Origin of the sequence: Bacillus cereus group sp. Bc010 (assembly GCF_027716745.1) — a bacterium.
Lineage (GTDB): Bacteria > Bacillota > Bacilli > Bacillales > Bacillaceae_G > Bacillus_A > Bacillus_A pacificus.
Genome location: NZ_JAQFUY010000024.1, coordinates 23036 through 36931, shown reverse-complemented (window position 1 = coordinate 36931; position 13896 = coordinate 23036). Strand labels below are relative to the sequence as shown.

Below are 13896 nucleotides of genomic sequence, written 5' to 3'. Positions count from 1 at the left end.
TAGTTTTAATCAATACGTTGAAACACAAATACAAGAAGCGAAGACAAGAAAATTTGTCTTCGCTTTTTATTTAATCTAGTTTCATCAGCTAGAATGGTCGGTGGCTTCACTTCTTCCCCCTCCCATTCTGAGCGAGCCGCTTCCACTTTTTATTTAATAACCAAGTTCGGTTTTTTATTTAAGCTGTGACGTCCGTCTACGAAGCGTACTGTGCCTGATTTTGCGCGCATAACAAGGGATTGTGTTGTTCCTACGCTACCTTTAAATTGAACGCCGCGTAATAGTTCTCCGTCTGTTACACCTGTTGCTGCGAAGATTGCATCGTCACCTTTTACTAAGTCCTCCATGCGAAGGATGCGGTTGATGTCGTCTATGCCCATCTTTTTGCAACGCGCCAATTCAGCTTCGTTTTGTGGTAATAATTTCCCGTGAATTTCTCCACCTAAACATTTTAATGCAACTGCCGCTAACACACCCTCAGGCGCACCACCAGAGCCGAATAAAATATCTACACCTGTACGATCAAATGCTGTGTTGATTGCGCCAGCTACGTCTCCATCATTAATCAATTTAATGCGAGCACCAGCTTTACGAATTTCTTCAATAATTGCTTGATGACGTGGACGGTTTAAAACTGTCGCTACAACATCTTCAATATCTTTGTTTTTCGCTTTCGCAACTGCACGTAAGTTATCGATAATAGGCGCATCAATATCGACCGCCCCAACCGCTTCTGGGCCAACCGCGATTTTATCCATGTACATGTCAGGAGCATGTAACAAATTACCATGATCTGCAATTGCAATAACAGCAAGAGCATTCCATCCACCAGCTGCTACAATGTTTGTCCCTTCTAAAGGATCAACTGCAACGTCTACACGCGGACCATATCCTGTACCTAATTTTTCTCCGATATATAGCATTGGTGCTTCATCCATTTCACCTTCACCAATTACAACTGTACCTTTCATCGGAATTGTATCAAATACATCACGCATAGCTGATGTTGCTGCACCGTCTGCCTCATCCTTTTTCCCGCGTCCCATCCAACGCGCTGATGATAAAGCTGCAGCCTCTGTTACACGTACTAACTCCATAGATAAACTTCTTTCCACGATAATCCCTCTCCTTTAAGCCTTTATATTTCTGCCGTATTTTGTGAACCGTGTTTTTCTATAAAGTGTACTTCCGCAAGTAGTGATGCTTCGCTTCCCCCTCGCGGAAGTATCACTTATGCGTTCTTCATTTCTTCAATTTCTTGCTTTGTCATTTGTTCTCGCCAAATGTTTGCACCAAGCCCTTTAAGCTTGTCTACTATATTTTCATAGCCACGATCAATATGCTCAAGTCCGGTTACTTCTGTAATTCCATCCGCCATCAATCCTGCAATAACAAGGGCTGCTCCAGCTCGCAAATCACTCGCTTTCACTTTTGCACCTTGTAATAAAACAGGACCAGTTACGATAGCTGACCGACCTTCTACTTTAATTTGCGCATTCATACGACGTAATTCATCAATATGTTTAAAACGTGCGCCATAAATCGTATCCGTTACAACACCCGTTCCATGCGCCTTTGTTAAAAGCGTTGTAAACGGCTGTTGTAAATCTGTTGGGAAACCTGGATATACAAGCGTTTTTATATCAACGACTTTTAATCTCCTATCACCGTTCACTGTAATTTGGTCATCATTCGTTTCAACTTGGACACCAGCTTCTCTTAATTTTGCGGTAACTGACTCCAAATGCTGAGGAATAACATTATCAACTGTTACTTCTCCTCCTGACGCAGCACCTAAAATCATATACGTACCCGCTTCAATACGATCTGGAATGATCGTATGATGACAACCGTGCAGTGAATCCACACCATCAATTCGGATTACATCTGTACCAGCACCTTTAATACGTGCTCCCATGCTAGTTAACAGTGTAGCTACATCAATAATCTCTGGTTCTTTCGCTGCGTTTTCAATAACAGTTCTACCTTTCGCTCGTACAGCTGCTAACATAATATTAATCGTAGCTCCTACACTAACAACATCTAAATAAATACGTGCCCCTCGTAGTTCATCTGCTCTTAAATAGATAGCACCTTGTTCATTCGTAACATGTGCACCTAACGCTTCAAACCCTTTAATGTGCTGATCAATCGGCCTCGGTCCTAAGTGACATCCACCTGGAAGCCCAATAACAGCTTTTTTAAAACGGCCAAGCATCGCACCCATTAAATAATAAGAAGCACGCAATTTTTTCACTTTTCCATTTGGTAAAGGCATTGCAACCATGTTAGAAGGATCGACTACCATCTCTTCCTCCTGTCCATAAGTCACTCTCCCTCCAATTTCCTCTAGTAAGTCTCCTAACATTTTCACGTCCGAAATATTAGGGACACCACCAATAGTTACTGGAGTATCTGCTAAAATTGTCGCTGGAATTAGTGCAACGGCGCTGTTCTTTGCACCACTCACGCGAATTGTTCCATTTAAAGCTCTTCCGCCTTCAATTAGCAATTTTTCCATATTGAGCTCCCTTCTTGTGAATGTATTTACTTTCTATATTTTTATAGAAAGCTCCCCTTAAGAATCTCAATTACTTTTCCATCCCAAAACTCAATAAATAGGAAACCATTATCTTCATTTCTCCTGTAATACAAAAAGATAAAGATTAACTATTTATCGAATTTACTTTATCAATTTAGATACGTTATCACATTTATTAATAGGACTATGCACATTATTTTCTATTTCAAAAACAAAATGATAAAATCTTTAGACTTGTTCACGCTTTCATTATACAACGAAAGGAAACCGTCTAAAAGAGTAGACGGTTTCCAAAACGGAATTTTATTCTTACGCTTTACCGTTAGAACCGAATTCGCGAATTTTACCAATAACAGTTGCTTTGATAGCGTCGCGGCCAGGTCCGATAAATTTACGAGGATCGTAAACTTCTTGGTCTTTGTTTAATACTTCACGAACAGCTTTTGTAAACTCGATTTGGTTCTCAGTGTTTACGTTGATTTTTGAAGTACCTAAAGAGATAGCTTTTTCGATATCAGCAGTTGGGATACCAGTACCACCGTGTAATACTAAAGGTACGCCAGTGAAGTCACGAACTTGTTCCATTTCAGCGAATCCTAAGTTAGGCTCACCTTTGTAAGGACCGTGTACAGAACCTAAAGCTGGAGCTAGGCAATCGATACCTGTTGCTTCAACAAGGTGCTTACACTCAGCTGGGTCAGCGTAAATTACGCCTTCAGCGATTACGTCGTCTTCTTGTCCGCCAACTGTTCCAAGCTCAGCTTCAACAGATACGTTACGAGCGTGTGCGTATTCTACTACTTTTTTAGTAGTTTCTACGTTTTCTTCGAATGGGTGGTGAGAAGCGTCGATCATTACAGATGTGAAACCTGCATCGATTGCTTCTTTACATTTTTCGAAGCTTGAACCATGGTCAAGGTGAATCGCTACAGGAACAGTGATGTTCATTTCTTCGATTAAAGCTTTAACCATAGCTACAACTGTTTTGAAACCAGTCATATGACGAGCTGCACCCTCAGATACACCTAGGATTACAGGAGATTTTTCTTCTTCCGCAGCAGCTAAGATAGCTTGAGTCCACTCTAAGTTGTTCATGTTGAATTGACCAACTGCGTATTTTCCTTCTAGTGCTTTGTTTAGCATTTCTTTCATAGAAACTAAAGGCATGGTGAATCCTCCTAAAAAACGTTTTTTGTATCCGATAAGTTCTTATCGCTGGTAGTATGACCAGAATAAGGTAAAATATGTATATCTACATACCGGACTTTTTTCTACACTCAATAGGATAACAACTTGTACTCAAAAACTCAACCGTATTCACCTGCACAATAGTCCATGTAAACGCTTTTTTCCATATTTTTTATAAAAAATTCATTTTTAAGCCTCTACAGCGAGCTCATTTCTCACCGCTTGACGAATTTCATCAATATCAAATGGTTTAGCAAAATGCATTAAAGCACCTAAATCTTTTGCTTCTTGGATCATATCAAGCTCTCCATAAGCAGTCATTAAAATCACTTTAATACTCTCATCAATTTCTTTTACATGCTTTAAAATCTCTATACCATCCATACCTGGAATTTTCATATCTAACACAACTAAATCTGGATTATCTTTTTTCACGATATCTAAAGCTTGAAATCCATTCGCTGCTTGGAATGTCTGATAACCTTCTTTTTGGAACACTTCATGTAATAACACACGAATGCCATATTGATCATCAACGATTAAAATTTTCCCTTCCATAACTCCCAACCTTTCTGTGTAAGTACAAGATTTAAAGCTTCTTATATCTTAACGATTAATTTTCGCTATTCTTTACCAAATTCCTTCCTATTTCTTTCTTATTTTACCGTTTTCCATTTTGTTATGCCACCTTCGATTTCACCTTTCTAAAAAAATAAACTATAATGAAAGCCGGTAAACACGTACGAAGGGAGTAACATTATGTTAAAAATTTTTTCAACCCAATTAAGCGGTTATTTCTCCAGAGTTTCTCAAAAAGAGGAAATGAATATAGAAGATAGCGCACGTCTACTTGCTCAAGCATTAGTTGGCGAAGGTTTCATTTATTTACATGGTACAAATGAAATGGAGGGCGTTGTTGCTGAAGCGCTATTCGGTGCTGAACCAATGAAGCAAGCAAAACGACTATTTGAAAATGGTAAGGAAGTAGAAGTAACTTCTGCAGGTCGTGTACTTCTTATTAGCCGCTTTTCAACAGATGAAGAAGTTGTAGCAATAGCAAAAAAACTTCAAGCAGATGGACACTCTATTGTCGGCATTTCTGCTATTCAAGAAGGCAATGAATCACTAGAACAATATACAGATGTACATATTGATACGAAATTGTTAAAAGGGCTTATTCCAGACGATGAAGGTAATCGCTACGGATTCCCAAGCTTAATGATAGCTTTATTTGCATATCACGGAATCAAATTTACAATCGATGAAATAATTGAGGATTATGAATAACTTACGTTAAAAGGACCTAAAATTTAGGTCCTTTTATAAATCTCTATTTTATTATGAACCAATACGCCCCTTTTACTAATATTCCTTTTTTCCTGTACCTAAATTATATTGGAAGATTCCATTTTAATGATATAAAATAGAATTTGATTTTACATTTCTTAGAAAGAAGGAGAATATATTGGGGTTTATTTTATTTTTAATAGTAATTTATATTGCTTATAAGTGTTTTAGTTCTGATTCTGGGGGAAGTACCCAAGTAAACCGTAACGATTCATCTGGCTCATGGTACCATCCTGATGGACAATTTATAGAAGGATTTTATATAGAAGATAGGGATGTTTACGCTAAAGGTCCTGTCTTCTCCTTTAATTTCGGGGAGCAAGGGTTACTGTATGGATACGAGGAAGGTATTCTCCAACTTCGAAACTCTACTGGTAATATTGAAATCCAACTCAAGCAAGTAAATGACCGTCGTATCGTTCCTATCTTTTTTCATATAAACGGAAAACCATTCTCTGTTGTAGATAAAAATGGAAATTTTCTCAATCAAAATAATTCCAATTTCAACATCATCAGTGTTGTGCACACATTTAGTCATATGTATGCTGAAATATCAGATGCAAACTTCAATGAACAATTAAAAATAGAGGTCTATATTTTCATGAGAGACCTTCTTATTTTCAATATGATGATTAAACGAGGTATTATAGCAAAGTTCGAAAATCAAAACATATTTGTCTCTAACAAATATGATGGCCCCCTATTCGTTGATAAATTTAGAGAGATATTTGTGATTGCTGAAGAAACAATCGAAACTCACATGGACTGGATTACCTCTGAGAATAATGATTCTAGAGTTTCTATACTTCTTGAAATTCTAGAATTACCTACAGATACAAGAGATATGAATATTATTAAAAAACAGTATAGAACTTTAGCCAAGAAATATCACCCTGATACAGGAAATGGATCAGAGGAAAAAATGAAAAAAATCAATGTTGCTTATGAGGAACTTTGTCAACACCTTGCAGCATCTTAAATCAACATTACAAAAAATAAAGCCGGCACTTTAAAAGTGCCGGCTTTATTTTTTATTACTTGCTCTCTTTATTCGTAATAGACGCTCTTACGAAGTCATGGAACAATGGTTGTGGACGGTTTGGACGAGAAACAAGTTCTGGGTGGAACTGTGCTGCTACGAACCAAGGGTGATCTTTCAATTCAACGATTTCAACTAAACGGCCGTCTGGGCTTGTACCAGAGAATACAAATCCTGCTTTTTCCATATCCGGACGGAATTGATTGTTGAACTCATAACGATGACGATGACGCTCATATACAACCGGCTCATTGTAAGCGTTGTAAGCATTTGTTTCTTCAGCAAGCTTACATGGGTATAGACCAAGACGAAGTGTACCACCTAAGTCTTCTACATCTTTTTGTTCTGGTAATAAGTCGATGATTGCATAAGGTGTGTCAGGATTGATTTCAGAAGAGTTAGCTCCTTCTAATCCTAATACGTTACGTGCGAATTCGATTGATGCAAGTTGCATACCTAAGCAAATTCCTAGGAATGGAACTTTGTTTTCACGAGCATATTGAATTGCAACGATTTTACCTTCTACACCACGATCACCGAAGCCACCTGGTACAAGGATACCATCTGTATCTCCTACTAATTCTTGTACGTTCTCTGCTGTTACGTGCTCAGCATTTACCCATTTCACTTCTACATCTGTGTCGAAAGAGTAACCTGCATGACGAAGTGCTTCTACAACAGAAATGTATGCATCTTGAAGCTCTACGTACTTACCAACAAGAGCGATTTTTGTTTTCTTAGAAAGGTTACGCACTTTTTCAACTAGCGCAGTCCACTCTGTCATATCTGCAGCTGGATTGTCTAATTTTAAGTGATCGCAAACGATTTGGTCCATATTTTGCTCTTGAAGAGATAATGGAACTGCATATAAAGTATCTGCATCGCGTGCTTCAATAACTGCTTTTGTATCAATGTCACAGAATAATGCAAGCTTGTCTTTCATATCTTGAGAAACAGGCATTTCTGTACGAACAACGATAATATTTGGTTGAATACCTAAACTGCGAAGCTCTTTAACGCTATGTTGCGTTGGTTTTGTTTTCATTTCACCCGCTGCTTTTAAGTACGGGATTAACGTACAGTGAATGTACATTACATTGTCACGACCGATGTCGCTCTTAATTTGACGGATTGCTTCTAAGAATGGTAGAGACTCAATGTCACCAACAGTTCCACCGATTTCTGTAATAACAACGTCCGCGTTTGTTTCGCGACCAGAACGGTATACGCGCTCTTTAATTTCGTTAGTAATGTGAGGAATAACTTGAACTGTTCCTCCTAGGTATTCACCACGACGCTCTTTTTGAAGAACTGAAGAGTAAATTTTACCTGTTGTTACGTTGCTGTATTTATTTAAATTGATGTCGATGAAACGCTCATAGTGACCAAGGTCTAAGTCAGTTTCTGCACCATCATCTGTTACGAATACCTCACCGTGTTGGTATGGGCTCATAGTCCCTGGGTCTACGTTAATGTATGGATCAAACTTTTGAATCGTTACGTTTAAACCACGATTTTTTAAAAGTCTTCCAAGAGATGCTGCTGTAATACCTTTTCCTAGAGACGATACTACACCGCCTGTTACAAAAATATACTTAGTCATGAAAAAGCTCCCTTCTATTTTGCTGTTATATAATCACCGTTGCAAAGCGCAACGTATGTAGATAACACTGTATCCATCTTATTGTTAGACTCTTTTTATTTTCTAAACAAAAAACAAAAAAGAAAATTGCTCCCCTCATCACATAAAGTAATAAGTAGGGAGCAATTTTCTTTTATATTTACACTTTAAAAGTATTATCGTCCTTTTTTAAAGAGCCCAAAAATGATTCTACATGGACGATAATGAAAAGTCAAGAACTACAGTTCTTCCTCTTCTTCTTCTTCAGTTTCATCATACTCAAGTTCTTCTTCAGCGAAGTCATCTTCATCTTCGTCTAAATCATCAAGATCATCGTCGTCTCCGTCTTCGTCTTCAAGAACCTTGTCCAAATCTTCTACATCATCATCTTCGTCTTCATTTCCATCTACATCATCAAAGTCATCTTCATCTTCGTCAATGTAGTCGTCAAAACCGTCTTCTTCAACTTTACGTTTCTTCTTCGGTTTTGGTTGAGGCAAGATTTCTTCATCAATTTGCTCGTATGGGTACCAGCTGCGTAGCCCCCAACGATTTTCTCCTAAATTAATGAAACGTCCATCGATGTTTAAGTCTGTATAAAATTGTGCGATTTTCGCATTAACTTGCTCTTGAGATAGTCCCAGCACTTGAGCGATTTCTTGAACCAACTCGTTGAATGTCGTTGCTTGTTTTTTATCCCCTAAAACGCTATGTACAACTTCAATCATTGAACATTCTTTTAGCTCTTCTGGTGAATATTGCTTAAAATCCACTTATGCGGCACTTCCTTTCATCAAATATAACCTTATATATAACGGCCTGCTTAAAAAAATCCATACTATTCATTATAAACAAAAGTCACACAAATATGCTACAAAAAAAACGGGAAACTTTTATAGGGTAGTATACATTCCTTATTTCGGAAGCATATGGGCCCCTTGTAATACATACCTAATTTGCATGTCTGTATATTCTTCGAGCGTATATAGCTTTTGCAGCGCCCAACGTCGAAATCCCCACATCTGTCCTTGTATAAAAATATTATGCGCAAGAAGCTGTATTTCTTTTTTATTTAATGTAAATGTTCCGTTTTCCGTACACTGTTCTAAAATATTCTCAAACATTCCTACCATTTGAAACTCCTTTTCTAATACGTACGGGAGTGATTCTTTCGGTAAGAAGCGTACCTCTTGATACATTATTAATACTTCTTCCTGCAATTCGTCCATCACTTTAAAATAATTCGTTATTGCTATCTTTAAACTTTCTACACTTCCTTTTTCCGTACAAACTACTTCCTCTAATCTTTCTTTTACATGTTCATAAATACTATCACAAACTAAATACAAAACATCATCTTTTGTACGAATGTATTCATAAAGCGTTCCAATACTAAATCCAGCTGCCTTTGCAATCTCTCTCGTTGTTGTACGCGGAAATCCTTTTTGTTTAAACAGTTGCACTGCACCTTTAATCATTTGTTCACGCCTTAACGCGACTAATTTTTCATCTTTCACTGATGCATGCACATTATGTTTAACCATCCCCTTCACCTCTCTATTATTTTTTGGAAGGAAAAAGCGTAGGAAAATACCTACGCCTTTGATCCTACTTCGTTAACATACGAGAAATTACGAGCCTTTGAATCTCTTGTGTTCCTTCATATATCTGTGTAATCTTTGCATCTCGCATATATCGCTCTACCGGATAATCTTTCGTATAACCGTAACCACCAAATACTTGTACCGCTTCAGTCGTCACCTTCATCGCGGCATCGCCTGCAAATACTTTTGACATCGCCGACTCTTTCCCATAAGGAAGTCCTTCCGATTCCAGCCAAGCTGCTTGATATGTTAGAAGACGCGCCGCCTCCACATCCGTTGCCATATCTGCAAGTTTAAAGCCAATCCCTTGCTGCACCGCAATCGGCTTCCCAAACTGATGACGCTCTCTTGCATATTCTACGGAAGCATCTAAAGCCCCTTGTGCAATACCAACCGCTTGCGCCGCAATACCGTTACGGCCACCATCTAATGTTTGCATCGCTATCTTAAACCCTTGTCCTTCTTCCCCTAGTAAATTCTCTACAGGAATACGGCAATCTTCGAACATAATTTCAGTTGTTGGTGAAGAGCGAATCCCTAATTTACTCTCCTTCTTCCCAACTGAAAATCCTGGTGTATCACTTTCCACTATAAATGCACTCGTGCCACGCTGCTTCGATTCAGGATCAGTTAATGCGAAAACAACATAAATATCAGCAATACCACCATTAGTGATAAATATTTTTGATCCATTTAATACATAATGGTCTCCATCTCTTTTGGCGATCGTCTTCATTCCACCAGCATCCGATCCAGATCCTGGCTCCGTTAAGCCGTATGCACCAATTTTCTTTCCTTCAGCCATCGGTCGTAAAAATGTTTGCTTTTGCTCTTCTGTTCCAAATTTAAAAATTGGCCAACCAGCAAGTGAAGTATGTGCAGACAATGTTACACCTGTAGAAGCACATACGCGTGATAATTCTTCAATAGCAATTACATACGCCAAGTAATCGCTTCCAATTCCGCCGTATTCTTCAGGCCACGGAATTCCGGTTAAACCAAGCTCTGCCATTTGATCAAATAGCGCACGATCAAACCTCTCTTCTTCATCACGTTCAGCTGCTGTCGGTGCTACTTCGTTCTTAGCAAAGTCCCGAACCATTTTTCTTATCATTTCATGTTCTTCTGATAGTTTAAAATGCATGCCCGTCTCCCCCTTATGCTTTTATAAAGCCCGGCTAATAACAAGTTTCTGTATTTCACTCGTTCCTTCATATATTTGCGTGATTTTCGCATCACGGAAAAATCTTTCTACTGGATAATCTTTCGTATAACCGTAACCACCAAATACTTGCACTGCTTCAATCGCAACTTCAACAGCTGTTTTAGAAGCGAATAATTTCGCAATAGATGCTTCTTTACCACATGGTAATCCTTGCGCTCTTAGCGATGCCGCCCTATATACAAGTAATCGCGCCGCTTCTACGCTAGTTGCCATATCTGCAAGTTTGAAGCCAATCCCTTGCTGCGCCGCAATTGGCTTTCCGAATTGCTCACGTTCTTTCGCATAATCAATCGCACATGCAAGCGCCGCTTCAGCAATCCCTAATGCTTGCGCCCCAATTCCAATTCGCCCAACATCTAAATTCGCCATCGCTACTTTAAATCCTTGTCCTTCTTCACCAAGTAAATTCTCAGCCGGTACCTTCATATCCTCGAACGTAAGTTGTACAGTGCGAGAACCGAGCAGTCCCATTTTATGCTCATCTTTACCGATGATTAAGCCTGGTGTATCTTTCTCTACTATGAATGCAGAAATCCCACTCTTTCCTGCCTCTGGATTTGTAGAAGCGAATACAATATATGTACTTGCTTCACCACCATTTGTAATGAACACCTTCGATCCATTAATAATGTAATGATCGCCTTTCTTCACAGCTCTTGATTTCAAACTTCCTGCATCCGATCCTGCATTTGGTTCTGTTAATGCAAATGCACCTAAATATTCACCAGTCGCAAGTTTAGAAACGTATTTCTCTTTCTGTTCTTCTGTTCCGAAATATAAAATCGGGTTCATTCCAACTGACGTATGCACAGCTAAAATTACACCAACTGTTGCGCTTACCTTTGAAATTTCTTCAATTGCTAAAATGTAAGAAATAAAATCCATTTCTGCACCACCGTATTTTGCAGGCGCTGGAATTCCCATTAATCCAAGCTCACCCATCTTCTGCAAAATCTCTTTTGGGAACACCCCTTGTTCCATACTAGGAACAAAGGGAGCAATTTCCTTCTGTGCAAAATCTCGAACCATTTTCCTCATCATTTGCTGCTCTTCATTAAAACGAAAGTTCATATACTCCGCCTCCATTTGCTATATAACCTTTTAACAATTTGGTAAGACCACTATTTTGTAACAAAGGGGGATTTATTCGTAAACGTAGAAACCACGACCTGTTTTACGTCCTAACCATCCTGCATTTACGTACTTACGTAGCAATGGACATGGGCGATATTTACTATCACCTAAACCTTCATGCAACACTTCCATAATGTATAAACATGTGTCTAAACCGATAAAATCAGCGAGCGTTAAAGGGCCCATCGGGTGATTCATACCAAGTTTCATTACTTCATCAATTGCTTCTTTCGTCGCTACCCCTTCATATAACGTATAGATTGCTTCGTTAATCATCGGTAATAAAATACGGTTCGATACAAATCCTGGGAAATCATTTACTTCAACTGGTACTTTGCCAATTTTCTTCGTAATATCCTCAATTGTTTCGTATACCGCATCATCTGTAGCCAAACCACGAATAATTTCAACAAGTTTCATAACCGGAACCGGATTCATAAAGTGCATACCGATTACTTTTTCCGGACGTTTCGTTACCGCGGCAATTTCTGTAATTGGCAAAGATGACGTATTTGTCGCTAAAATTGCGTGTTCTGGAGCAATTTCATCTAAATTCGCAAAGATTTTCTTTTTAATATCCATTTTCTCGACAGCTGCTTCGATAATAAGATCCGCTTCCTTCACACAATCTAAATCAAGCGTTACTGCAAGACGGTTTAATGTCGCTTCCTTTTCTTCTTCCTTCATGCGCCCCTTTTCTACTTGGCGTGCTAAGTTTTTCGTAATAATAGCCAATCCTCTATCTAATTGCTCCTGTTTTAAATCTTGAACCTTCACATCGTATCCTGCCATTGCACATACTTGTGCAATTCCTGATCCCATTTGTCCTGCACCAATTACAACAATTTTTTGTACACTCATTTCTTCTTCCCCCTTAATTTTCAATAAACTATATACCGTCTAATCTTAATTAGTGAACTTCAATCATCACTGCATCACCTTGACCACCACCGCTACAAATCGAAGTAATTCCAATTCCGCCGCCGCGTTGCTTCAGTGCATGGATTAGTGTAACGATAATGCGCGCTCCGCTTGCTCCAATCGGATGCCCCATCGCCACTGCGCCGCCATTTACATTCAATTTTTCTGGATCAATTCCCGCAATCTCTGTACTTGCAATTGCTACCGCTGCAAATGCTTCATTAATCTCGAATAAATCGATGTCTTCAATTGTCTTGCCTGTTTTTTCAAGCAATGCGTTAATTGCATAACCTGGCGTTCTCGGGAAATCTTTAGACTCCACTGCAATTGCTGTATGTGCCAAAATTGTCGCTAACGGCTTTCTTCCTTCTTGCTTCGCTCTGTCTTCGCTCATTAATACAAGTGCAGCACCACCATCGTTTAAGCCTGGTGCATTACCAGCTGTCACTGTCGCTGTTTTATCAAATACAGGTTTTAATTTTGCTAACTTTTCAATTGTTGTATCCGCGCGTGGCGCCTCATCCTTTGCAACGACAATAGGATCGCCTTTTCTTTGCGGAATCGTTACTGGCACGATTTCCTCTTCAAAACGCCCTTCTTTATGTGCTGAAACCGCACGTTGGTGGCTACGATATGCCCATTCATCTTGCGCTTCGCGAGAAATTCCATCTTCCTTCGCAACTTCTCCGCCATAAACACCCATGTGTATACCAGAAAATGCGCATGTTAAACCGTCAGCAATGTTTAAATCAACGACTTCGTTGTTGCCCATTCTGTATCCCCATCTTGCTCCTCGTAAAATGTAAGGACTGTTACTCATCGACTCCATACCACCAGCTACAATCAATGATTGATCGCCAGTACGAATAATTTGATCCGCTAACGTAACCGCACGAAGCCCCGACGCACAAACTTTATTCACTGTTTCCGTCTGCACTTCCCAAGGGATTCCAGCAGCCCTCGCCGCTTGGCGTGATGGAATTTGTCCCTGTCCACCTTGAATAACCGTTCCGAATATAACTTCCTCAACATCACTAGCAGAAACATTTGCTCTTTCAAGCGCCGCTTTAATTGCAATCCCTCCAAGTTCTGTTGCTTTTACATCTTTTAAAGACCCTCCAAATTTCCCAACCGGTGTTCTTGCAGCACTTAAAATAACTGTTTTACTCATGTTTCTTTCCCCCATTTCTTTTTATCACTGAGCGTGCGCTCGGTGTTCCTACGTTGAGAAGAGGTGCAATAATTGCACCTCTTTCTAAAGTTGTATGCATTCCT

The 13896-nt window shown here is 39.2% G+C and carries 12 protein-coding genes and 1 pseudogene; 2 read left to right on the top strand and 11 right to left on the bottom strand.

The annotated features are described in order from the left end of the window. Positions 1-149: 149 nt before the first annotated feature. The 4 genes from glpX to spo0F form a co-directional block, all read right to left on the bottom strand. Complete coding sequence (gene glpX / locus PDQ68_RS21125) at positions 150-1115, bottom strand: class II fructose-bisphosphatase (RefSeq protein ID WP_000442334.1); 966 nt, start codon at positions 1113-1115, stop codon at positions 150-152. 116 nt (positions 1116-1231) lie between these two features. Beyond that, positions 1232-2521 (bottom strand): UDP-N-acetylglucosamine 1-carboxyvinyltransferase, encoded by a 1290-nt coding sequence (gene murA / locus PDQ68_RS21120; protein ID WP_000413260.1) that lies wholly within the window; start codon positions 2519-2521, stop codon positions 1232-1234. A 330-nt stretch (positions 2522-2851) separates the two neighbouring features. Further along, positions 2852-3709, bottom strand: a complete 858-nt coding sequence (locus tag PDQ68_RS21115; protein WP_001131850.1) for a class II fructose-bisphosphate aldolase — start codon at positions 3707-3709, stop codon at positions 2852-2854. A gap of 210 nt (positions 3710-3919) precedes the next feature. Next, entirely contained in the window at positions 3920-4288 is a 369-nt protein-coding gene (gene spo0F, locus PDQ68_RS21110; protein ID WP_000398594.1) for a sporulation initiation phosphotransferase Spo0F, read from the bottom strand. A 201-nt stretch (positions 4289-4489) separates the two neighbouring features. Between spo0F and PDQ68_RS21105 the strand changes: the two genes are divergently transcribed. After that, the gene (locus PDQ68_RS21105; protein ID WP_061184179.1) at positions 4490-5017 is read left to right on the top strand and encodes a DUF2529 domain-containing protein; all 528 of its coding nucleotides are present in this window, start codon (positions 4490-4492) and stop codon (positions 5015-5017) included. A gap of 178 nt (positions 5018-5195) precedes the next feature. Continuing rightward, positions 5196-6056, top strand: coding sequence for a J domain-containing protein (locus PDQ68_RS21100; RefSeq protein WP_061184178.1), 861 nt, complete (start codon positions 5196-5198; stop codon positions 6054-6056). 55 nt (positions 6057-6111) lie between these two features. Here PDQ68_RS21100 and pyrG read toward each other — a convergent pair whose 3' ends face one another. From pyrG to PDQ68_RS21065, 7 genes and pseudogenes are all read right to left on the bottom strand, one after another. Next, the gene (gene pyrG, locus PDQ68_RS21095) at positions 6112-7719 is read right to left on the bottom strand and encodes a CTP synthase (RefSeq protein ID WP_000170453.1); all 1608 of its coding nucleotides are present in this window, start codon (positions 7717-7719) and stop codon (positions 6112-6114) included. A gap of 257 nt (positions 7720-7976) precedes the next feature. Continuing rightward, the gene (rpoE, locus tag PDQ68_RS21090; protein WP_000346275.1) at positions 7977-8510 is read right to left on the bottom strand and encodes a DNA-directed RNA polymerase subunit delta; all 534 of its coding nucleotides are present in this window, start codon (positions 8508-8510) and stop codon (positions 7977-7979) included. Between the two features lie 141 nt (positions 8511-8651). Beyond that, on the bottom strand, positions 8652-9281 hold the full coding sequence (locus PDQ68_RS21085; protein WP_000238604.1) for a TetR/AcrR family transcriptional regulator: 630 nt from the start codon (positions 9279-9281) through the stop codon (positions 8652-8654). Between the two features lie 64 nt (positions 9282-9345). Beyond that, positions 9346-10485 carry an acyl-CoA dehydrogenase AcdA gene (gene acdA / locus PDQ68_RS21080; protein ID WP_000545534.1) on the bottom strand — a complete coding sequence of 380 codons (1140 nt, stop codon included), beginning with the start codon at positions 10483-10485 and terminating at the stop codon, positions 9346-9348. Between the two features lie 21 nt (positions 10486-10506). Beyond that, the gene (locus tag PDQ68_RS21075) at positions 10507-11637 is read right to left on the bottom strand and encodes an acyl-CoA dehydrogenase (RefSeq protein WP_001011168.1); all 1131 of its coding nucleotides are present in this window, start codon (positions 11635-11637) and stop codon (positions 10507-10509) included. Between the two features lie 72 nt (positions 11638-11709). Then, the gene (locus tag PDQ68_RS21070; protein ID WP_000116031.1) at positions 11710-12561 is read right to left on the bottom strand and encodes a 3-hydroxybutyryl-CoA dehydrogenase; all 852 of its coding nucleotides are present in this window, start codon (positions 12559-12561) and stop codon (positions 11710-11712) included. A 49-nt stretch (positions 12562-12610) separates the two neighbouring features. Further along, positions 12611-13892: pseudogene (locus PDQ68_RS21065) on the bottom strand (acetyl-CoA C-acetyltransferase). Positions 13893-13896: the final 4 nt, after the last annotated feature.